At 48.7% G+C, this 21,604-nt stretch carries 19 protein-coding genes; 7 read left to right on the top strand and 12 right to left on the bottom strand.

The genetic code is table 11. The features are described from left to right. Window positions 1-7 precede the first annotated feature (7 nt). From GGR41_RS06325 to xsc, 8 genes are all read right to left on the bottom strand, one after another. Window positions 8-1,348, bottom strand: coding sequence for a TRAP transporter large permease (locus tag GGR41_RS06325; protein WP_167661110.1), 1,341 nt, complete (start codon window positions 1,346-1,348; stop codon window positions 8-10). Beyond that, on the bottom strand, window positions 1,348-1,932 hold the full coding sequence (locus GGR41_RS06330; RefSeq protein ID WP_077734370.1) for a TRAP transporter small permease: 585 nt from the start codon (window positions 1,930-1,932) through the stop codon (window positions 1,348-1,350). The genes GGR41_RS06325 and GGR41_RS06330 overlap by 1 nt, the downstream gene beginning before the upstream one ends. A gap of 82 nt (window positions 1,933-2,014) precedes the next feature. Further along, window positions 2,015-3,013, bottom strand: a complete 999-nt coding sequence (locus GGR41_RS06335) for a TRAP transporter substrate-binding protein (RefSeq protein WP_167661111.1) — start codon at window positions 3,011-3,013, stop codon at window positions 2,015-2,017. Between the two features lie 83 nt (window positions 3,014-3,096). Beyond that, window positions 3,097-4,530, bottom strand: a complete 1,434-nt coding sequence (locus tag GGR41_RS06340; protein WP_077734368.1) for an NAD(P)/FAD-dependent oxidoreductase — start codon at window positions 4,528-4,530, stop codon at window positions 3,097-3,099. 5 nt (window positions 4,531-4,535) lie between these two features. Continuing rightward, window positions 4,536-4,922 (bottom strand): nuclear transport factor 2 family protein, encoded by a 387-nt coding sequence (locus tag GGR41_RS06345; protein WP_167661112.1) that lies wholly within the window; start codon window positions 4,920-4,922, stop codon window positions 4,536-4,538. 99 nt (window positions 4,923-5,021) lie between these two features. After that, on the bottom strand, window positions 5,022-6,551 hold the full coding sequence (locus tag GGR41_RS06350; protein WP_167661113.1) for an aminotransferase-like domain-containing protein: 1,530 nt from the start codon (window positions 6,549-6,551) through the stop codon (window positions 5,022-5,024). 204 nt (window positions 6,552-6,755) lie between these two features. Beyond that, window positions 6,756-7,565 carry a thiazole synthase gene (locus tag GGR41_RS06355; RefSeq protein WP_077734366.1) on the bottom strand — a complete coding sequence of 270 codons (810 nt, stop codon included), beginning with the start codon at window positions 7,563-7,565 and terminating at the stop codon, window positions 6,756-6,758. An 82-nt stretch (window positions 7,566-7,647) separates the two neighbouring features. Further along, on the bottom strand, window positions 7,648-9,462 hold the full coding sequence (xsc, locus tag GGR41_RS06360; protein ID WP_077734365.1) for a sulfoacetaldehyde acetyltransferase: 1,815 nt from the start codon (window positions 9,460-9,462) through the stop codon (window positions 7,648-7,650). 225 nt (window positions 9,463-9,687) lie between these two features. Here xsc and GGR41_RS06365 point away from each other — a divergent pair, with 225 nt between their 5' ends. After that, entirely contained in the window at window positions 9,688-10,638 is a 951-nt protein-coding gene (locus tag GGR41_RS06365; protein WP_167661114.1) for an AAA family ATPase, read from the top strand. Window positions 10,639-10,666: 28 nt separating this feature from the next. After that, window positions 10,667-12,382, top strand: coding sequence for a cobaltochelatase CobT-related protein (locus GGR41_RS06370; RefSeq protein ID WP_167661115.1), 1,716 nt, complete (start codon window positions 10,667-10,669; stop codon window positions 12,380-12,382). A gap of 1 nt (window position 12,383) precedes the next feature. On the opposite strand, the gene GGR41_RS06375 is transcribed toward GGR41_RS06370, so the two are convergent. Beyond that, entirely contained in the window at window positions 12,384-13,193 is an 810-nt protein-coding gene (locus tag GGR41_RS06375) for an IclR family transcriptional regulator (protein ID WP_167661116.1), read from the bottom strand. A gap of 140 nt (window positions 13,194-13,333) precedes the next feature. On the opposite strand from GGR41_RS06375, the gene pta reads away from it, so the two are divergent. The 5 genes from pta (at window position 13,334) to GGR41_RS06400 (ending at window position 18,685) form a co-directional block, all read left to right on the top strand. Further along, entirely contained in the window at window positions 13,334-14,344 is a 1,011-nt protein-coding gene (gene pta / locus GGR41_RS06380) for a phosphate acetyltransferase (RefSeq protein WP_167661117.1), read from the top strand. Beyond that, on the top strand, window positions 14,341-15,108 hold the full coding sequence (locus GGR41_RS06385; RefSeq protein WP_077734362.1) for a sulfite exporter TauE/SafE family protein: 768 nt from the start codon (window positions 14,341-14,343) through the stop codon (window positions 15,106-15,108). Before pta ends, GGR41_RS06385 begins: the two co-directional genes overlap by 4 nt. A 171-nt stretch (window positions 15,109-15,279) precedes the next feature. Next, window positions 15,280-16,296, top strand: a complete 1,017-nt coding sequence (locus GGR41_RS06390; RefSeq protein ID WP_229711036.1) for a TRAP transporter substrate-binding protein — start codon at window positions 15,280-15,282, stop codon at window positions 16,294-16,296. Between the two features lie 56 nt (window positions 16,297-16,352). Beyond that, complete coding sequence (locus GGR41_RS06395; protein WP_167661119.1) at window positions 16,353-18,266, top strand: TRAP transporter large permease; 1,914 nt, start codon at window positions 16,353-16,355, stop codon at window positions 18,264-18,266. A gap of 2 nt (window positions 18,267-18,268) precedes the next feature. Next, complete coding sequence (locus GGR41_RS06400; RefSeq protein ID WP_244951448.1) at window positions 18,269-18,685, top strand: GlcG/HbpS family heme-binding protein; 417 nt, start codon at window positions 18,269-18,271, stop codon at window positions 18,683-18,685. Between the two features lie 63 nt (window positions 18,686-18,748). Here GGR41_RS06400 and GGR41_RS06405 read toward each other — a convergent pair whose 3' ends face one another. The 3 genes from GGR41_RS06405 to GGR41_RS06415 form a co-directional block, all read right to left on the bottom strand. After that, complete coding sequence (locus GGR41_RS06405) at window positions 18,749-19,819, bottom strand: YeiH family protein (protein ID WP_077734359.1); 1,071 nt, start codon at window positions 19,817-19,819, stop codon at window positions 18,749-18,751. Between the two features lie 167 nt (window positions 19,820-19,986). Beyond that, window positions 19,987-20,586 carry a nucleotidyltransferase family protein gene (locus GGR41_RS06410; protein WP_167661121.1) on the bottom strand — a complete coding sequence of 200 codons (600 nt, stop codon included), beginning with the start codon at window positions 20,584-20,586 and terminating at the stop codon, window positions 19,987-19,989. Continuing rightward, a complete protein-coding gene (locus GGR41_RS06415; protein WP_167661122.1) occupies window positions 20,556-21,599 on the bottom strand; it encodes an XdhC family protein in 1,044 nt (347 codons plus the stop codon). Before GGR41_RS06415 ends, GGR41_RS06410 begins: the two co-directional genes overlap by 31 nt. Window positions 21,600-21,604 lie beyond the last annotated feature (5 nt).

A 21,604-nucleotide genomic window follows, 5' to 3' on the forward strand; every position in this document is an offset into this window, starting at 1 on the left:
TTTCACATTAATACCCCATTAATCTGGGTAACCAGAGAGAAAGTGAGGGCACAAAAGCAATAATGAAAATAGCCACCACATAGGCCGCCACAAAGGGCAAGGCGCGCGCCACAATGCTTTCTACTGTAGCCCCACCAATACCGGAAGCCACAAACAGATTTTCACCTAACGGCGGGGTAACAAAGCCCACAGATAATGCACAGATGACCACAATACCCACATGGGTTGGGTCGATGCCAAACATGTACGTGACTGGTAAAAGCACCGGTACTAAAATCATGATGGCCGCTAAGGTCTCCATGAACATGCCCACAAACAACAAAAAGGCAATGAGCAGCGTCCAAATCACATACATATTGTCAGTCCAGCTAAGCAAAGACTCGGCAATCAGCGCTGGAATGCGTTGTTCCACTAACAAGCGTCCAAATACGGTAGCGGCAAATAAAATTAACAGTACCCGTCCGGTAATCCAGGTAGTCGTACGTAATGCATGAAAGGCTTTAGCAAAATTGAGCTCGCGGTGAATAAAAATACCCACGAACACGGTATAAAACACCGCCACCACAGCCGACTCGGTGGGTGTGAAAAAGCCAGCATAAATACCACCTAAAATAATAAGCGGCGCCAACACAGACCAAAAACCACGACGTAACGCATGCATAACTTCGGACACAGACCAACCTTCGTTGGTGCCCGCATAGCCTTCTTTGCGGGAAATAATATAGTTCAGAATCAATAAGCTACTGCTCATGACTAGCCCTGGCACCACCCCAGCAATAAACAATTTTGAGATGGACACCGAGCTAAACTGCCCATATTGCGCAACGGCTTCGGGTGGGGGCTGCAAACCTAAGGCGGAAATACCAAAAATCACCATCGGAATAGAAGGCGGAATAATAATACCCAAGCCGCCTGACGACGCCGTTAGCGCAGAAGCGTAGTCTAAAGAGTAATTACGCTTGGTCATGGCAGGGATCATTAGCATCCCCACTGCTGCCGTGGTGGCTGGACCCGAACCGGAAATCGCCCCAAAAAACAAACAGGCTAACACGGTGGCTACCCCTAAGCCCCCTGTAATGGGCCCGGCCAAGGTTTCTGCAATATCTACCAAACGCCGCGAAATACCCGCGGCCTCCATCAATGCGCCTGCCAGCACAAACGCAGGCAGAGCCATCAGTGGAAAACTCCCCACCGAGGTAAAAGCAATTTGTACAAAGGAAATGGGGTTTTTACCTAAGGTTAAAAACGCCACTAGGGCCGCACCAGCTAACGAAACCGTTATGGGGGCCCCAATCAATAGCAAAACAATAAAGCTGCCAAACAACAACGCCACAATATACTGTTCCATTATGCCGCTCCGTCTAGTTGCGAAGGAGTGCCTGTGGGGTTTTTAGCGGCTTGGGCTGTTTCTGTGATCTCTTGAAGCTCTTGAGTTTCTGGGTCCACAATTTCCACAGATTTAAAAAACAATAAATAGTTATTCCAAATAATACGAATGGACATCAATAAAAATGCGGCGGGTAATACCATAAAAAAGTACTTCATTGGAATACCCATAGTTTGCGATTTCCAAAACAGGTTCATACGATTAAATACAAAGTCATAACTTAGCCAAGTGAAGTACAAGTTAAAAGCGACCCACACGAGATCGGCAATGCCCTCACTGATTTTCTTTACAATCGGTGGAAACCAACGAAACTGAAACGTGACCCGATTATGGGCTGACATTTTGGCGGCTACCACGGCGCCTAAATACGCAAACCAGACAAACATGTAGGTAGCGAGTTCCTCTCCCCATGGGATGGAATAGCCCCAAAATTGTCGTAATAGAATCTGTACAAATAATAAGGTGACAAATACGGCGAGCAATAAGCCGCACACATATTCCTCAACATGATCCAGCACATGCAGTAATTTCGCTTTTACCGACATGACTACCTCCAGCTGCAGCGAATCAATAGAACCAACAGATACGAAAGCGCGAGCTGTTAATAACAGCTCGCGCTCAGTACGTTTAGGAACGGTTTAGACTTTTAATCACTTCATCTAGGCGCTCTTTACCGCCGACTACGTCATAAAATTTAGGCCAAACCTGACTGGTTGCTGCCTCGATCCATTCTTTCTCGTCGTTAGCTGGATCCACAATTTCCATACCGGCTGCCACTAGCTCTTCTTTAATTTTTTTCTCGGTTTCATTTAAGTAATTAAAGCTGTGCTCGGTGGCTTCTAGACCAGCATCCAGAATAATCTGCTGCATTTCTGGTGTTTGTGATTGGAATACCTGTTCGCTGATGATGAGAGGCTCTAGCGAGAACAAGTAGCGAATGTTGGTGATGTACTTTTGTACCTCATCAAACTTCATTGCCGCTACCGTGATGTAAGGGTTGTCTTGCCCATCAACCACACGCTGTTGCAATGCCGTAAAGGTTTCGGTCCAGGCCAATGGGTTAGGGTTTACACCCCAAGCATTGTAAGTAGAGACCATGATCTCGTTTTTAGGAACACGGATGACCAGACCTTTTAGGTCTTCGAGAGTTTTGACTGGACGTTTGGAGTTGGTCAGCACTCTAAAGCCTGAGTACGACCAGCCAATAATACGTACGCCTGCATCACGAATCGTATTCTTAGTGAGCTCTTGGCCTACTGGACCCAGTGTGAGCTCTTTGGCTTCGTCCACACTTTGAATCAAGTAAGGCAAGGTTAAAATGGCCACCGAGGGGGAAAACGGGGTGACGTTATTAATGGCTAAGACCGAAAAATCGAGTAAGCCCATGGCTGCGTCGTTGACGGTATCTTGCTCATCGCCCAACTGACTATTAGGGAATAAGTCGGCTTTGGCTTTGCCATCAGTTTTTTCGCTTAGCTTTTCAGCAAAAGCTTTGGCTAGCTCGTATTGGGTACCGCCTTGTGCATCGCCAATGGCCACTTTAAAGGTTTGAGCCGAGACCATGCTCGACATCAACAAGCCCATGCTTAGAGCAAAAGGCATTAATAGTTTTTGCTTCAGTTTCATGTTTGTCTCCTTCCTCTTTGTGTTTTTAAGAGGTATTTGTATGTAGGGGGGCTACTTCCGTAGCCCTTTTTTGAAACTACCACTTACAACTGTTCGTCTTTTAAGTGATACCAACGATATAAAAATCGTTGTCCTAAGCGTCTAAATGGCGCAAAGGCTTCGGACACCACCATTTCGCGCACATTAGGAAATGGCAAACGATCTTGGAAGATGGGCAAGTCTAGCTCTGCACCACGACCGGCAATACGTTGTGCCATACGACGTCCTGCTTGGGATGAATACATGACCCCGTTGCCACCATATCCCATCGCATAAAAAATACGCTCTTTAGGGTCAGGTTGGACGATGCGAGGCATCATGTCATGGCTTACATCTACCCAGCCCCACCACGAGTACTCCAGCTCGATACCGGCTATGGCTGGAAACTTGCGGGCAATGGCTTCACGCAGATTCTTTTCGTACTTGTCTTCAGGCGCTTGACGACCAGAAATGGCGCTGCGACTGCCGATTTGTAAGCGGTTATCAGGCAGTAAGCGATAGTAATTACGTAAAACACGTGTGTCTGTTAGGACTTGGTGGGTATGGAAATTACATGCTGCTATTTCTTGGGGTGTCAGTGGTCGGGTGACGACCGAGTTTGACAACACCGGCATCAAGCGATTTTTAAACTCTTTGTGTAAATGGTTGGAGGTATAACCACCAGTGGCTACAGCTACCGTTTTAGCACGAACTACGCCACCTGGGGTACGTAAATAATGGTAGCCGTCGCGTGTTTCCCAGCCCGCAACTGGGCTAGCCGGATGGACTTTTACCCCTAACGCACGGGCTTTTTTAATATAACCAAAGGCTAATTTGGCCGCGTGTACACCGATGCCTTCTGGTTCGTGCATCGCACCGTGGGCTTCTTGGTCGCCCACCCACTGCTCTTTCACTGTGCGTGCATCAAGGATTTGGGCGTTATAACCAAACGTGTCGCGTAATAGTTTGGCCTCTTCCTCTAGGGTAGGCATAACTCTAGCGCGGTGCGCAATGTATAAATGGCCGCCGGGCTGAGGATCGCAATCGATATCCTTAATCAGCTCTTTAAAGTTCTCCATGCCCTCGACACATTCACGGTGCATCTTCAACGCCGTATCTAAGCCCCAACGTTTAATCCACTGTGAACGCTTCAGGCGACCTGAAGCGCACTGTGCTTGGCCACCATTGCGCGTGCTACAGCCCCATGCGGTACGATTGGCTTCGAGAACAACGGACTGAATGCCGTATTCTTGCGCCAAGAAAATAGCCGTGGTTAAGCCGGTAAAGCCCGCCCCAATAATGGCAACCTCAACCTCGGTGTCGTGTTGAATGGGACCATCATCAGCGGGCGGTTCGCCTGCTGTGCCAATCCAATATGTAGGCGCATAATCTACGCCAGCACCTGGGGTGGCATCAAGCATTGGGTCATAGCCTGGCTCGTACGCAGAACGAGCCGCGGTGGCCTTAGTGCGTAATAGCTCCATGTTTGATGCGTTCATGACCCTTACTCACTTTTAAATGCAGGACGATTTTTTCTGTACGCGTCTTTGATGGCGATCTTTCCATCGCGGAAGGTAATTAAGTCGACCATTCGCGCTTCGGTACGCATGCCATCGGCGGTGGTGCCAGAGTACGTGGTGCTGTAAAAACCAAAGTCATCGACCACTTGTGCAATAAAGTCGGTCCATTGGGCATCGGGGCATGTTAGCCAAGCCTGTTCAAAAGCTTTTGCTACAGCGGCTTGACCAGTATGTGTGGTGCCACGTAGGCCATCACCGGCTACCGTATGAAAGACACAGTCTTCCGTCATCATGCTCATTAATGCATCCACATCGTGGCGGTTCCATGCAGCGGCAAATTCTTTCAAAAGGGCTAAGTTTTTTTCTGACATCATTGTCTCCGTGTGTAGCTAAATTTTATCCTTCCATCCAACATACTGAATGTGCTGCAGAGCTCGTAGAACCAACTGGCCACAATCGATTGGTCCAGATTAAATCGCCTTGGCATGCCGTGTTTCACCAAAGCCATAGAGCATGCGGATTACAGACGCTAATTGCCGAATTCCAGGCTCAATTTTTTGGCGTGATATAGAGGCAAACCCTAAGCGGAAAAAATGCTGATTTTCAGCGCTTTTAGTAAAAAAAACGTCGCCGACTTCAATAAGAACGCCTTGTTGTTCCGCTGCTTGTGCAAGGTCATGCGAATTCATAGAGGGTGGACACTCTACCCAACAGGCTGCCCCCCCACTGATGTACTGATAACGTAAAAAAGGAAGATGCTCGTCGAGGGCGCGCATTAAGACATCGGCTTTGTCACTAAGCAGAGCGGCGCGCTTGCGTAATACCGCATCGTAATGGCCTAATGATAAAAACTGCGCAAAAACACGCTGCATGTATGCCGTAGGATGCCGAATATTTAAACGGCGAATAGCGCGTAAACGTTGACTTAAAATCGGGTCAGCCGCCACATAACCCATACGAATACCCGGTGCCAGCACTTTGGACACACTGCTGATATAAATGACTCGGCCCGTTTGATCTAAACTTTTTAAGCTGGGTGAGGCTTCGTTGGTCAGGCAATTTTCACTTTCGTAGTCGTCTTCAATTACGATGAAATCGTGCTTTTGCGCCAAGCGTAAGAGCTCTTGTTTACGCTCTAAGCTCATCCGCACCGTGGTGGGGCTTTGGTGGCTGGGCGTCACGTAGACGTAGTCACAACGCGCTAAAGCGTCTTCATCAAGAATTAAGCCTTGATCGTCAATAGGCAACGGTTGCACCTGTTGAGTGCGACTTAAAAAAATATTGCGGGCATCCGGATAACCCGGGTCTTCGATACCTACTGTTTTGTCGAGCCCAACCAGCAAATCAGCCAATAAATACAACGCATGCTGAGCCCCTACAGTGATCACGAGTTCATTATCATTAACCCACACCCCACGACGCGGTAAAACACGTAAACGAAGCTGTTTAATCAAGCCTTCGTCATCGCGCAAGAACATGTCTTGCGCCCATTCTGAGACCTCAAGCGCACTGAGCGTTGCCATACAGCACGCGCGCCACGCCGCACTGGGGAAAGTTTCACTGTCGAACTGGCCATAAATGAAAGGATAGGGATAATGGCGCCAATTGGCTTTTTTGGTGATGTTGCGCTGGGCTTCGGGATCAAAACGAAACCGTTGGCTCCAGTTAGGTCGTTGAGCGGGATCAATGTCATGAGCTTGACGTGGTGCATGCCTAATTTGTTGCATGAGCGCGGGGTTGGCAAAATAACCGCGCCGTTCGTAAGCAATTAAATAGCCCTCATCCACTAAGTTTTGATAGGCAATGACTACGGTATTACGCGCTAAACCAAGGATCTCTGCCATTTCTCGGCTTGAAGGAATAGCCATGCTAGTAGGCCACTGCCCCTCTAGGACTACCCCTACTACCATCTGGCGCACCTGCGCTTGCAGGCTGAGTCCAAGGTTTGCATGGCGTAAGAACTGCTGTCGCCACATCACCCCACTTGACTCTTTATTCATTGTCCCTCTCCCTGTTGTATGAGCCAAATTGAAAAGTAACCGATCGTCAACCTTTTTCCTATTCGGTTTTTCCTTTAGCCCTCAACTTTTTAGTAACCCGGCTTTTGACCTGGATCCAAATAAAAAAGACCACATGCTTGATTAAGCCTGTGGTCTAAACCGTGCTCTATGTCGTAATGACGTATTCGGATTTTGTGTCTAGAGTTATTGCGCCACAGGTTGTGCCTGAGTATGAATTAATCCCGTTGTAGGGGAAGACGGCTCGGCTAGATAATGCTTTTTAGGCATACGACCCGCTAAATAGGCGTCGCGACCAGCTTGTACTGCACGGCGCATGGCGCGGGCCATCAGGATCGGGTTTTGGGCATAGGCTAGCGCTGAATTCATCAGCACCGCATCACACCCTAGCTCCATCCCTATCGTGGCGTCAGAAGCAGTACCTACACCCGCATCTAACAGCACAGGAACAGAGAGTTGTTCAAGTATGAGTTGTATATTCCATGGGTTTAAAACCCCCATGCCAGAGCCGATAATAGAGGCTAGCGGCATCACCGCTACACAGCCTAAGTCCTCGAGCATCTTGGCTTGTACAGGGTCATCTGAGCAATACACCATCACATCAAAGCCGTCTCGTACTAGCTCTTTGGTGGCCGCTAGGGTTTCAGGCATGTTGGGGTATAAATTGGATGGACTACCAAAAATCTCTAGCTTAACGAGTGAATGCCCATCTAAAAGTTCACGTGCTAAACGGCAGGTACGAATGGCGTCTTGAGCACTGTAGCAGCCTGCTGTGTTAGGTAAATACGTGAACTCATTGGGCGACACATAATCAAGCAAACTGGGCTCATTGGCGGTTTGACCTATATTAGTGCGTCGTATGGCAACAGTTACGATTTCGGCACCGCTTTCTAGAATGGCAGCGCGCGTTTCGTCGAAGTCTTTATATTTTCCTGTACCAACGAGCAAACGGGATTGATACGATTTTCCGGCTAAAACAAATGGGTCTGTGGCCATGAAATTTACTACCTCTACTTCTATTCAAAAAGCGCTGTAGGAGCACCAGGCTCCTACAGTGCAGCCAGTCATCTACAAAGACTTAGACGTAATCTTTGTATTTATCTAGCATACGTACAGGCTTGCGTAATGCATCACGGCGGAATGGATCGCCTAGCTCGCGTGTACACATGATTTCAATCACGCAGGTTTTGCCTTCGTTCATTTGCATGTCAATGGCACGTTTTAGTGCAGGACCCACGTCTTCTAGACGATCCACTACGATGCCTTCGGCACCCATGGACTCGGCAATGCCAGCAAACGATGGGCTTTCGAGCTCACCCGCTACAAAGCGACGATCGTAGAACTCGACTTGGTTTTTCTTCTCTGCACCCCACTGACGGTTGTGGAACACCACTGCCGTAACGGGAATGTCATGACGTACAGCAGTCATGATTTCCATCATGCTCATTGCCCATGCGCCATCGCCAGCGTAAGCAATAGCAGGACGATCTGGAGCAGCGGCTTTAGCGCCAATGATGGTAGGTAGTGCATAACCACAGTTACCAAAGCTCATCGGAGCAAAGAAACTACGTGGCTTTTCAAAACGCAGGTAGCTGTGTGCAACCGAGTTGATATTACCAATGTCTGTGGACACCATCACGTTCTCTGGCATGGCTTTTTCTAGCTCACGCAATACCTGACGTGGGTGCAAGTAATCGCCACCGTTGAAGGTTTTCTCTTTGGCGTTTTCTGCGATCATGTCTAGGCTGTATGGATCTTTTTCATGAGTCCAACCGTCTAGTTCGGCTTCCCACTCGGCTTTTTCAGCTGCCATTTTCTTGGCGCGCTCTTCTTTGGTTGCGTCACATGCCAAGGTTTCATCAGCTAAGCGCTTGGTCAATTCAGTTGCCACGGCTTTAGCATCACCACAAATACCAACGGAGATTTTTTTCACTAAGCCCAAGACTTTGTGATCGGCATCAATTTGAATGATTTTGGCGTCTTTAGGCCAGTAGTCCATGCCATACTGAGGCAAGGTACCAAATGGGCCTAAGCGTGAACCCAGTGCAATCACTACGTCTGCCTGAGAAATTAATTTCATGCCGGCTTTGGAACCTTGGTAACCCAATGGACCGCACCACTGTGGGTGGCTAGCAGGGAAGGAGTCGTTGTGCTGATAGCTGTTCACTACGGGCGCACCTAAACGCTCGGCTAGTGCAATACACTCTTCCACGGCGTCGCCCATGACCACACCACCGCCAGAAATAATGACGGGGAATTTAGCGTTACGTAAAAGCTCAATGGCTTCATTTAATGATTGCTCGCCACCGTGACCACGGTCTAGTACCTGAGGCTGAGGAATTTCACATGTGACTTCACCATAGAAGTAGTCACGTGGGATATTAAGTTGTGTAGGACCCATTTCGCTCTTCGCGCGGTCAAAACAACGGGCTGTGTATTCAGCCATACGGGCTGGATTGGTCACGTGCCCTTGGTACTTGGTGAACTCTTGGAACATAGGCAACTGATTACACTCTTGGAAACCGCCTAGACCCATGGTGTTGGTACCGGCTTCAGGTGTAATAATGACCACCGGGCTGTGGGCCCAGTACGCTGCGGCAATACCTGTCACGCAGTTACTGATACCTGGGCCGTTTTGCCCAATCACTACCCCGTGGCGACCGGACACGCGCGCATAGCCATCAGCCATATGCGCAGCACCTTGCTCGTGAACAACAGGAATTAAACGAATGCCAGCTGGAGCAAAGATATCCATTGCGTCCATAAATGCAGAACCCATGATCCCGAAAATATCGGTGGTGCCATTGGCAACCAAGGTCTCCACGAAGGCTTCGGAGGGGGTCATCTTGGTCACGCCGCTGACCACTTTACGGTTATCAACTACTTGGCTCATGTTATGAAGTCTCCAAATTTGGCGAGCTAAGCGTACCCGCCACACTAATTACAAATTCCAAGACAAGAAATACTTTAATTCGAGATTCTTAGTCATTTAGGGTTAAGCTAACACAAAAATACAAATAAATGAAATGATTTGTGTCGTTTTTTCTAATAATATATGATTAACCCTATGTATAAGCCCTAAAAATCACACTGTATAGGGGCTTTTTTGGAGACGAGAATGCAAACCTTACTTGAACAACCTACCCGTCAGGTTTCTGTACAAGAGCTATTTAATTTTGACAGCACCATGCACGTGATGGCATTTGAAGAGCCCACCGAGTACGTGCCTAAAATTGATGAGGCCTACTTATTTGACCCAGAAGTCACCCTGTCTCTTTTGGCGGGTTTTAACAACAACCGACGTGTACTTGTTCACGGACGTCACGGCACAGGTAAATCCACCCATATTGAACAAGTGGCTGCGCGCTTAAATTGGCCATGTATACGCGTTAATCTAGACGGCCATATCAGTCGTCTGGATTTGGTCGGCAAAGACACCATCCGTATTGAGGATGGCTTACAAGTGACCTCTTTTCAAGAGGGGGTTATTCCTTGGGCGCTACAACGCCCAGTGGCTTTAATTTTTGACGAGTACGATGCAGGTCGGCCTGATGTCATGTTTGTGATTCAGCAAATTCTAGAGCAAGACGGCCGTTTCACTATGTTGGATCAAAATAAGGTCTTAACACCGCACCCTTACTTTCGCATTTTTGCCACAGCCAATACCGTCGGGCTAGGCGACAGCACAGGGCTTTATCATGGCACCCACCAGCTCAACCACGCTCAAATGGACCGTTGGAATATTGTCGCAAACCTGAATTACATGGATCCAGAACAAGAGGTGGCTATTGTTTTAGGCCGTGTTCCCATTAAAAACACCACGCAAGGTGCTCAAGATATTCAGGCCATGGTCACTTTAGCGAACCTAACGCGTCAAGCCTTTGCTGCTGGCGATTTATCCACCTTAATGTCACCCCGTACCGTCATTACTTGGGCGGAAAACTGCACAATTTTCAAGGATAAACAACGTGCTTTTGCCGTATCGTATTTAAATAAATGTGATGATGCAGAAAAAGCGATGGTGGCAGAACTGTATCAGCGTTGTTTTAATGAAGAACTGATGTGGTAATGCTTTTGACCTCTGGAGGGCTCTTATTATGACGGCATCCACAGACGCCTTGCGCCAACAACGTCGCGTCCGCGAGCTCAGTGCTGCGGTGACTCGTGCTTTAGCTGCTGACCCCAGTATTCATTTACGGCAACAGCACTTTTTTAAAGGAAATCAGAGTCTGGCCTCGTATGCGCCTCATTTACGTTTGCAGCCCGAGGAACAGTTAGAGTTTTTGCGCGGGGTCGCTGATAGTTTGGCCATCCGTCTGCAATACAGTGACCAAACACTGCATCAATCCCATTTACCTGATGACCCCCTAGCCCGTCTGGTTTTTGATTGGTTAGAAAGCTTGCGCACTGAGTCCTTAACCCCCGACACCCTACCCGGGGTGAAAGCCAACTTAGAGAAACGCTTTTATTATTGGTCCGCTGGTTTCCATCATGCTGGTCATACACAATCCGCCTTGGGCATTTTGCTTTATACCGTGGCCCAGATGTGTTGGAGCCGCTTGATGGGGCGTCCCGTCTACGAGGAAACCGAAGACTTGATTGAGGCCACTCGGGCTTCTATCAATGCGGAACTAGGCACGGCTCTAGCCGGCCTGCGACGTGATCGCCATAATCAATCAAATTATATTCCTCATGCTTTAGCCATTGCTCACGTCGTAGCACGCAGTGTAGAGCAGGCCTTAGCTAACAAAAAAAAGCAAAATACCGATGAGGACGAAGACGAGGCCAGCCAAGACGCTTTTGCGTTATTGCTCGACCTGGATGCCGGTCAAGAAGGCGCAATTCATACCGTCGAATCAGCACAAAGTGAAGTATTTAGCGCCCTTAAAGAGCGTTATGCCATTTTTGACGACCAGTTTGACCGTGTCATTTACCCGGCTGACAGTGTGCGCCCAGAATTACTCGAAGAATACCGCGAACGTATTAATCAGCGTATTGCTGCACAGCATATTCCTTTTCCTTTGCTCGTACAGCGCATACGCCGTGCCTTAGAGCGACCGCTAGGAGAGCGCTGGGAATGGGATCAAGAAGAAGGACTGATTGATGGCCGTCGGCTGACGCAATTGATCAGTTCTCCCATGGAGCGGCGTTTATTCAAACGTCCCCAACCGCTTATCCAACATCAAACCAGTGTGAGTTTTTTAATTGACTGCTCAGGCTCGATGAAAGTCCATGCTGAAACCTTGACGATGATGGTGGACTTATTGTGTAAAGCCCTAGAGCGAGCAGGGGCTCAAACTGAAGTGCTTGGGTTTTCTACACAAGCCTGGAACGGTGGGCGACCTTATAGACGCTGGCGTGCCACGGGACGCAAGCCTCACCCTGGGCGATTGAACGAGGTGGAGCACCGTATTTTTAAAGAAGCGGACACCTCTTGGCAACATGCCAACCGTGCCATTATGGCGTTGTTGAAATTGGATTTGTATAGGGAGGGCATTGATGGCGAAGCAGTGCAGTGGGCCACTGAACGCCTCTTGGCTCAATCTAGCGCGCGCAGACTGCTGTATGTGGTGTCGGATGGCTCGCCGATGGACAGTGCCACCAACCTAGCCAATGACGATTTTTATATTGATAACCATCTGCAGCAAGTGCTTGGCCAGTCTCAAGCACTTGGTGTAGAGGTATGCGGCATTGGTATCGGTTTAGATTTAGGTCAACTGTATCAACACGCTCTTATTGCTGACTTACACAAAGGTTTAGACAATCATTTTATTGATGACTTTATCCAAAGCTTACGTGGGTCACGACGGTAGATTAGGACTCGCTCAGCTGGGCCTCGATTTGAGTTAATGCCTGTGCCGCACGTTGCAGTGCAGGCAAGGTTTCTAGCGCCTTGTCTGGTGTCATACGCATAATGGGGGCTTGGGTAGCAACCGCCATATTCGAGCGACTGCCATCGGGCCGTGGGACTAACACCGCCACACAAAACAAACCGGGCAAAAACTCTTCGTTATCAAACGCGTAACCCTGCTGTTTGACTTTCTCAAGCTCAACCTCAAACTCCTCTAGGCTTTGAATGGTGTTTTTTGTATAGACATCAAACGGCGCATTAGCTAAGAGTCGACGCCGTTGTGCGGGCGGCATTTGGGCTAGCAACACTTTACCACTGGCTGAGCAATGCACGGGTACTCGTGACCCGGGACGTAAATAAAACCGCAATGGCGCCTCGGTTTCCACCCGATCTAAATACAACACTTCGTTGCCGGCTAGGGCCGTTAAGTTACAGCTTTCACCTAGCTCATTGCCTAACGACTTTAAAACGGCATGGCGTGCCCCGTACCGGGTGTCGTTAAAGAGCAAGTCTTCGGCTAAACGGCGTAAACGCCCCCCCACACAGTAATGGCGCCCGTCCGTATCGCGCATTAACATGTCCGCGTTTTCAAGCTGCTGCAGCATTCTGTGTACGGTGGGCTTGGGTAAGTCGGTGTTATCGACTAAGTCCTGCAAAGCAAACTGTCGCTCTTGGGCGGCAATCAGCTCTAGCAGGCTAAACAAGCGCATCGCAGGTGTATCGCCTGCAATTTTTACGGACTCCAGATCCGCTGGGTTCACTTTATTGTTCATTCTGAGCACCTAAATTCTATTATCTAATACAAAATATACCAAAAAAAGTACAAAATCTTGACCTTAGCCTAATTTCTCGCTAAATTCTATAAAACAATAAACGATACCTAATGTACCAAAAAACGAGACCGAGGCGATATATGCAATTATTAAACCACCTGATCCATTCAGCTAAAAAGAACCCAGCACGAATAGTGGTTTGTGAAGCCGAAGACCCTCGAATCTTGACAGCGGCATGCCGAGCGCACCAACATGGCTTGGCCTATATGACGCTTGTAGGCAACACCGCAGCCATACACCAATTGGCTACGGAGCATTATCTTGATATTCAAGACCTGATTATTGAAGACCCTGCCACCTCAGAAAAAAGGACTGAATTGGAACAGGCTCTGCTTGCACGTCGTGCTCATAAAGGGATGACTGCTGAAAAAGCGCAACACGCTTTGGACGACCCGTTGTGTTTTGGCACTATGCTTACCCATTGTGGGTATGCCGATGGTGCGGTAGCAGGTGCTATTTATAGTACCGCAGATGTGGTGCGCAGTGCCCTACAACTTATAGGTAAAGCCCCTGAAGCGAGCCTTGTTTCAAGCTTTTTCCTTATGTTTTTGGATAAAGATCACCATCCCACACGCAGTGGCGTTATTTTCACAGATTGTGGTTTAGTGATTGACCCCAATGAAGAAGAACTTGCAGCCATTGCCATTGCAGCCGCTGAAAATGCCCGTTATTTGCTGAATGTTGAACCTCGCATTGCTATGCTCAGCTTTTCCTCGGGGGGCAGCGCCCAACATCCGGCCGTCACCAAAGTCATTCAGGCCGCACAGCGCGTTAAAGCCGCTCTGCCCGGCGTGGCTATTGACGAAGATGTACAATTTGATGCGGCTATTATTCCAGAAATTTCTGTCAAAAAGCTCAAAAACTCCCAAGTCAAAGGTCAGGCCAATGTCTTTGTGTTCCCGAATCTAGACGCGGGCAACATTGGCTATAAGATTGCAGAACGCTTGGGCGGCGCCACTGCTATTGGCCCACTGCTTCAGGGGCTGGCTAAACCCATCAACGATTTATCCCGGGGTTGTAGCACAGAAGACGTGTATTGCGTGATTGCAATCACCTCGCTACAAGCCCACATGAGAAAGAACACCACATGAGCTTTTTAACCTTATCTGTACTGCTTTTGGTCATTGCCATTGGTACGTATTTCCAAACGGTCACAGGCTTTGGCTTAGCCATGATTGTGATTGGACTAAGCAGTGGGCTAGAGCTGACCAGCGTGCCTTTTATTGCTACGGTTGTCAGTTTGATCAGTTTAGTTAACAGCGCAATTGCTTTGCCCAGACACCTTCATCATATTGACTGGCGCATTGCAAATACCACCTTGCTTGGCATTGTGCCTTCCAGTGTGATCGGGGTGGTGTTACTTAATTTTCTGAATGCCCAAGCAGCCAGTATCCTTGAGTTTTTATTAGGCCTCATTATTGTATATAGCGGCATTAGTTTTGCTCTGCGCCCTAAGCAGCGCACTAAGGAATCCAGCTTAAAATCTTTTTTTGGGATTGGCTTCATTTCCGGTCTATGCGGAGGCCTATTTGGTATGCCAGGCCCGCCCGTTATTTTTCACATGTACCGTCAGCCTATGGAAATGGCCGTCATCCGCAATATGCTGTTGCTGATGTTTGCCTGTACCGCTTTCACTCGCACGTTTTACGAAGTAATTACGGAAGGTTTACCCACTGAAACCTTAGTGACATCTGCGATTGCCATCCCCTGTGTCGCTATTTTCACTTTATTGGCTCAACGCTTTCCTCCGCCCGTCAGCCCCACCACCATGCGCCGTATCACCTTTATCAGCTTAGTGATCATAGGTTTAGGGCTTATGTACGGCAGCGTTAAATCCATGACCTTTATGTTTTAACTCTTTCTCCTTTGTGCCTCCTTAAGCGGTAACCCAAGCACGGGTTTACCGCTTTTTTTGTATAGATAACAAAGGGTTAATCCTGAGAGCGAGATATTGCGAATTAAAAACCTGACCAGTAAGATGAAATACCACTATATGAGACTAATAATTCCAATTCAGGAGACAATCGTGAAACCCGCTACCTACTTATCTGGCTTAATCGCTTTAGGCTTGCTTAGTCTTTCTTCGATCACCCACGCCGAATACACCGGACCAGCGCTTAAGTTTAAGCTGGCTCACACAGCGCCCCCCGGCAACCACATTACAGGGGCCTATCAAAAATTTGCCGAGCTAGTGGCAGAAAAATCCGATAAAAAAATTCAAGTTCAAGTCTTTCCTAACGCCGTGTTGGGTAGCGACCGAGTCCTCGTAGAAGGCGCACAACGCGGCTCCTTAGAAATTGGCGTCAGCTCAACCCCCAACTTAGCCAATTTCTCTAACCAATTTCAGGTGTTTGACCTGCCTTATATCACTAGCCCTGAAAAACAAGAACAGCTGTACGAGGCCATGAACCCAGGCGGTTCACTGCACACTTACTTTGAAGGGGTGGCAAATAAAATCGGCTTACACCCTATTATGTATGCCGAATATGGGTACCGCCATTTTGTATCTGCAAATAAACCCCTAAACAAAGCGGCCGATCTGGCGGGTTTAAAAATGCGTACTACCGACTCACCTGTTGAGGTCGAAGTAGCAAAAGCGTTGCATACGAACCCTGCCCCCATTGCTTGGGGCGAAGTCTATACCGCATTGCAGCAAGGCACCATTGATGCCGAAGGCAATACCTTCCCTCATCTAGCCGGTGCTAAGCACCATGAAACGCTGAAATATGCTATTACCTCTGCCCATAACTACGGCATGCAAGTCGCCATGGCCAATAAAAAGTGGTGGGATTCGCTAGACCCCGCCGTGCAAGCTGTGATTCAAGAAGCCGCTCTTGAGGCAGTGACGTATCAACGTGAAACCCTTTACCCCGCTAATGAGAAAAAAGCCCGCGCTGAGTTTGAAGAGCTAGGCATCAAAATTCATGACGCCACCCCCGAGGAAATTGAGGAATTCAAACAGTTAACCCAACCTGTTTTTGACACCTATGCCGCACAGCTCCCTGCTGAGCTAGTCAAAATGGTGCAAGACACACAGAAATAATAAGCGTTGATAACCCTCCTTGGTGCAAGCCCAGGAGGGTTTTTTAGAGCCTGACTATGACCACTTCTGCCCTCTCTCATCGCTTAAACCAAATTGAAAAGCCTTTTCTTTTTTTTGGTTTACTTTTGATGATCCTTATCATCAATTACCAGACCCTATTTCGCTATTCGCTTTCCTCTTTAACCCAACTAGCTTCTGATCCCAGTCATCGTGTCTGGTTGAGCCACCTCATACAACCCGAAACGCTATTGAACGCGTTACGAGCTAAAGTTGGTTGGGCTACGTGGACGGAGGAGCTAGCACGTTATATTTTTATTTGGATTTCTTATCTGGCTATACCCTTAGCTATTTTATCGAACAGCTCTATTCGAGTGGATCTCATTCACAATGCGCTCAGCCTAAAGCAGCGCAACATTGTCTGGGTCGCTATTCACTTATTAAGCCTCTTTTTAACTGCGGTGTTTCTAAAAATGGGGAGTGCTCACATTGCCATGCAATTGCAGTTCCCTCAGACCACACCCTCGTTAAAAATTAGCTATGCCATCCCTTATTTCATTTTGCCCTTGGCGTTTGGCTTAATGTGTATTCGCTCTTTACAGTGTTTGTTTGCGCTTAGAACACAACTTAGTTGGCGCGATTATGGGCTAGGTGCTGTGTTTGCCCTGTTGTTGCTTGCCCCGGCGTTTCTAACGCAGACCAGCTCGGCGGCCAGCATGCTGTTTGGGTATTTTTTTGTATTTATTCTTGTTGGGGTGCCTATTGCGTTTGCTTTAGGCTTAGCCAGTGTGCTGACTATTTTAAGCACCGGCGCGCTGCCCTTGGATTACACCGCCCAAATTGCTTTTGTGTCGATTGACTCTTTTCCCATTATGGCCATTCCCTTCTTTATTGCGGCCGGAGTCTTTATGGGTGCAGGGGGGCTATCCGAGCGGTTATTGGGCGTGGCAGATAAGTTAGTGGGCTCACTGCCTGGGGGCTTAGCGTTGGCGAGTGTGATGACTTGTATGTTTTTCTCTGCCATTAGTGGCTCGGGCCCCGCCACGGTGGCCGCGATCGGCGCTATCACGATTCCTGCGATGACCAAGCGCGGCTATAACACCTACTTTTCAGCTGCGCTTGTGGCGTGTGCAGGCGCGATTGGCGTCATTATTCCCCCCAGTAATCCTTTTGTGGTGTATGGGGTTTCTGCGCAAGCGTCGATTGGCAAGTTATTTATTGCCGGTATCTTACCGGGGCTATTAATGGGCAGCGCCTTAATGTTGGCGGCGTACTTTATCTCTAAAAAGCAAGGATGGCGTGGTGAGCCAGGCGATCGTTCCCTACGCGCTATTTTGCGCGCTATTTATGATGCGAAGTGGGCTTTACTGGTTCCCGTCATTATCTTAGGTGGGATCTATGGAGGTATTATGACGCCTACTGAGTCCGCTGCCGTGGCGGCTCTGTACGGTTTAATCATCGGGATGTTTGTTTATAAAGAACTGAGCTGGAGCAAGCTTTGGAGCGCGACCATCGAAGCAGCGGCCACCTCTTCCATTATTATCGTCCTCATGGCCATGGCCACCATTTTTGGCAACATCATGACCATCGAGCAAATTCCAGAAACCGTGGCTCAGTACGTACTGTCGCTGACGGAAAGTAAAACCATTATTCTGCTGTTAATCATTGCGCTATTGCTTGTGATTGGCGTTTTTATGGAGGCTTTAGCAGCCATTGTTATTATCACGCCCGTCTTGCTGCCACTTGCTACCAGCATTGGTATTAATCCCATTCACTTTGGGGTGATTATGGTGGTGGGTTTGGCGATTGGATTTATTACACCGCCCGTAGGGGTCAATTTATTTGTCGCCAGTAGTATTGCGAAAGTAGGTATAGAAAAAATAGCTAAAGCGGCTTTTCCTTTTCTGTTGATGATGATTGCTGTGTTATTAGTCATTACCTTTGTTCCCAGCATTTCTCTCTTTTTACTTTGATTATGACCGTTTTATTGACTGATTCTCTTTCTCAAGCGCTGGGCGAATGGCTGGTACAGCAGGCCCGCGCCGATGGCTTAGCGCCAGTGTGTATTGCACTAAGCCATCCAGACGGGGTATTGCATTATTTCTTACGAATGGACGGAGCGCCTGTGCGTACCGTTGCCATTGCCCAAGCAAAAGCCTATAGTTCTGCGCGCTTTGGTACCAGTACGCTTGCTTTACAACAGCGTTTACACCGCGAGTCCTTATTGCTTAGTGATTTTATGGATCCTAACCTTTGCGCTTTGCCCGGTGGGGTTCCATTAGAACTGGGCTCAACTCTAATCGGGGCCGTCGGAATTAGCGGGCGCACCTTGGCCGAGGATCATGCCTTAGCCCTGCAAGCTACTACCTTTCTGCAGCAATACACAAGTTAAAAAAAGCTCTTCCCTAGGGAAGAGCGAATGAGAACCACCTAATTATTATTTTTGGAGAGCGTTTTACCAAGCACCACTATAGAGCTGTACAGCTAAACTCGTTACCGCCACTGCTATCCACACCCCTAGGCCTAGGGCAACAGGACGCCAGCCAGTACGTGCCATTAAACGCATATTGCTCGATAAACCAATCGCAGCAAGCGCCAGCACCATTAAAAACTGTGCCACGATTTGCAATACGCTAAGCACCTCGGCAGGCAAGACACCTGTAGAGCGCACCATAGAAGCCACCACAAACCACACAATAAACCAAGGGATAAGACGCTGAATGCTAAACCCACCGCCTTGTTGTTGCTGGCGTCGCACCTCTAACACCACATAAAACAAACAAATAGGAATAATAAACGTCGCTCGGGTTAGTTTGACTACCGTGGCGTAATCGCCGGCTTCGGTGCTGTAACTGTAGGCAGCCGCTACAACGGAAGAGGTGTCATTGATTGCCGTGCCAGCCCATAAGCCAAAACCAATGTCTGACATATTTAAAGCATGCCCAAAGAAAGGGAACACCAGCACAGCCACTACGTTAAAAAGAAAAATCGTTGAAATAGCAAAAGCGGTTTCATGCTCTTCGGGTTTAATAATGGGCGCCACCGCTGCAATAGCGGAGCCACCACAAATTGCCGTTCCCGCCCCAATTAAGGTACGCAGTTTATCCGGTATGCCTAGCGCACGCCCTAATACAGCCGCCACAATAAACGCAGCCGCCATCGTGATTAGGGTTACCCACAGTGATTCAAAACCTGTTTGCACCACCTGCGTAAAACTTAGACCAAACCCTAAGGCAATAATGGACCACTGCAACACTTTTTTGGAAGCAAAAGCTAAGCCAGGCTGAAACACAGGCAGCATGCCTAAACTGTTTCGGATCACTAAACCCAATACGATGGCAAATACCGGCCCGCCCACCGTTGGTAACCAACGCCCTAATACGGTGGCGACTACCGCTAAGCCTGCGGCTAGAGCAATGCCCTGCCAAATAGACGGTTTGCGTGGTATGTCGGTCTGTTTTGTCTGAGGTCGATCCGACTTGTGCTGTGGCTCTGCCGTCGAAACGTGTACAGTGGTTGCTCCCATAACTCATCCTAATAATTAATCGGCATAGGCTTATTCTACGCCCAAAACAACAATAATCAAAATAAAATGTCTCGATTAATGAGAAATAAGCGTAAACCAGCACAAAAAAACCACCACACCTCGGGGCAACGAGCTGTGATGGTAAAAAAGCGTTAGTAATAAGGAAGTTAAGGCTGACGGCGATAGCGATGCTGCGGGTAATCAATGTCGGCACACACGCCTGGGTCTTCAACCTCTATAACGCGGCTTTGGGCAGCGTATTTTTTAAAGAGAGGTTTGGGGCCGTCAGCATGATGAACCTGAGCTAGCTCATCGGCGAGTGCCGCCGGGAACAACACAGGGTGACCGATTTGTTGTTGGTAGCTTGGTCGCACAATGCCGCCATAGGAGGCGTGCGCGGCTAATACGGCTTGATAAGTCGCTGGCTGAATAAAGGGCAAATCGCCTAGGGCCACCAACCAAAGTTGTTGGGGCTTTGTTTGCTGAATACCACACGCTAAGCTATGGCCCAGGCCTTGGTCAGCCTGAGGGCAGTACACATAACGGGGTTGTAAGGCGTTCAGCTCGGCCTCAATGCGCACACAGGGTGTGCGGAGTACCACAACCAGCTCATCCACATGCGGACGTAAGGCCGCACAACTGCTGTGCAACACACTGCCCCCATGCGCTAATGGGGTTAACAGTTTATTCTGTTGTCCGGTCGGATCAAAACGTGTGCCTTTTCCAGCCGCTAGCACTAAACCGGTACGTACTGGCTTTGTTCGCACTCATCAACTCCATCGGCCTGATCTTTAGCCCCTTGCACCGTTAATTGGTTGGGTACTGGGACATTGTTTTTATGCGCAATCACTTCGGCCATGATGCTCACGGCAATTTCCGCAGGCGTTTTGCTGCCTATGTAAATACCGATAGGCCCTTTTAAGTTGGCAAGGTCGTGTTCGGTTTGGTCGAGGTGTTCAATCATGCGAGCGCGACGCAAAGCGTGGTTTTTTCTAGAGCCAATCGCCCCCACATAAAAGGCCGGCGACGCCAAGGCCTCTAGCAAGGCCAAGTCATCTAATTTAGGATCATGGGTTAAGGCAATAATACATGAACGCGGATCGGGCCTAAATGTCATCACCTCGTCATCGGGCATACCTGTTACGAGGTGAACATTAGCCACCGACCAGCCCTGATGGTATTGACGACGTGGATCGCAGACCGTGACATCAAACCCGTTAAAAAGCGCCATGGTCGCTAGGTATTCACTTAACTGCCCTGCACCAATTAATAACATACGGTAACGCGGCCCAAAGCCCACATGGAGCCAATCTCCATCGCAGTACAGCGTCTCGGGCTGTACGCTGCGCTGCAAACGCACCGTGCCGGTTGCCAGGTGCAAAGAACGGATCATCAGCACACCCTCGTCTAATTGATGCAAAAGCTGACTGAGTTGATCGGCATTAGGATTGAATTCTAATAACAGTTCAATGGCCCCACCGCAAGGTAGTCCAAATCGATGCGCTTCCTCGGCACTGACCCCATAACGTAACCGCTGTGGGGATTGAGACGCTTGAGCCGCTAACGCACCGGTTTGACTAAATTGACGAATTAAATCGTCCTCTATACAGCCACCCGACACCGAGCCAACCACACGGCCGTCTTCACGAATAGCCATCATGGCCCCTACAGGGCGCGGCGACGAGCCCCATGTTTGCAAGACCGTTACTAATACTGCATGGTGTGACGCTTGACGCCATGCGGTTAACTGCCTAAGTACTAAGAGATCAATGCTTTCCATGCTGT

The organism is Paenalcaligenes hominis, assembly GCF_011927625.1.
Taxonomy (GTDB): Bacteria; Pseudomonadota; Gammaproteobacteria; order Burkholderiales; family Burkholderiaceae_B; genus Paenalcaligenes; species Paenalcaligenes hominis.

Excerpts from the sequence above, each read along its gene's own strand:
- GGR41_RS06325 (WP_167661110.1), bottom strand. The coding sequence starts at position 1,348 with ATGGAACAGTATATTGTGGCGTTGTTGTTTGGCAGCTTTATTGTTTTG.
- GGR41_RS06330 (WP_077734370.1), bottom strand. The coding sequence starts at position 1,932 with ATGTCGGTAAAAGCGAAATTACTGCATGTGCTGGATCATGTTGAGGAA.
- GGR41_RS06335 (WP_167661111.1), bottom strand. The coding sequence starts at position 3,013 with ATGAAACTGAAGCAAAAACTATTAATGCCTTTTGCTCTAAGCATGGGC.
- GGR41_RS06340 (WP_077734368.1), bottom strand. The coding sequence starts at position 4,530 with ATGAACGCATCAAACATGGAGCTATTACGCACTAAGGCCACCGCGGCT.
- GGR41_RS06345 (WP_167661112.1), bottom strand. The coding sequence starts at position 4,922 with ATGTCAGAAAAAAACTTAGCCCTTTTGAAAGAATTTGCCGCTGCATGG.
- GGR41_RS06350 (WP_167661113.1), bottom strand. The coding sequence starts at position 6,551 with ATGAATAAAGAGTCAAGTGGGGTGATGTGGCGACAGCAGTTCTTACGC.
- GGR41_RS06355 (WP_077734366.1), bottom strand. The coding sequence starts at position 7,565 with ATGGCCACAGACCCATTTGTTTTAGCCGGAAAATCGTATCAATCCCGT.
- xsc (WP_077734365.1), bottom strand. The coding sequence starts at position 9,462 with ATGAGCCAAGTAGTTGATAACCGTAAAGTGGTCAGCGGCGTGACCAAG.
- GGR41_RS06365 (WP_167661114.1), top strand. The coding sequence starts at position 9,688 with ATGCAAACCTTACTTGAACAACCTACCCGTCAGGTTTCTGTACAAGAG.
- GGR41_RS06370 (WP_167661115.1), top strand. The coding sequence starts at position 10,667 with ATGACGGCATCCACAGACGCCTTGCGCCAACAACGTCGCGTCCGCGAG.
- GGR41_RS06375 (WP_167661116.1), bottom strand. The coding sequence starts at position 13,193 with ATGAACAATAAAGTGAACCCAGCGGATCTGGAGTCCGTAAAAATTGCA.
- pta (WP_167661117.1), top strand. The coding sequence starts at position 13,334 with ATGCAATTATTAAACCACCTGATCCATTCAGCTAAAAAGAACCCAGCA.
- GGR41_RS06385 (WP_077734362.1), top strand. The coding sequence starts at position 14,341 with ATGAGCTTTTTAACCTTATCTGTACTGCTTTTGGTCATTGCCATTGGT.
- GGR41_RS06395 (WP_167661119.1), top strand. The coding sequence starts at position 16,353 with ATGACCACTTCTGCCCTCTCTCATCGCTTAAACCAAATTGAAAAGCCT.
- GGR41_RS06400 (WP_244951448.1), top strand. The coding sequence starts at position 18,269 with ATGACCGTTTTATTGACTGATTCTCTTTCTCAAGCGCTGGGCGAATGG.
- GGR41_RS06405 (WP_077734359.1), bottom strand. The coding sequence starts at position 19,819 with ATGGGAGCAACCACTGTACACGTTTCGACGGCAGAGCCACAGCACAAG.
- GGR41_RS06415 (WP_167661122.1), bottom strand. The coding sequence starts at position 21,599 with ATGGAAAGCATTGATCTCTTAGTACTTAGGCAGTTAACCGCATGGCGT.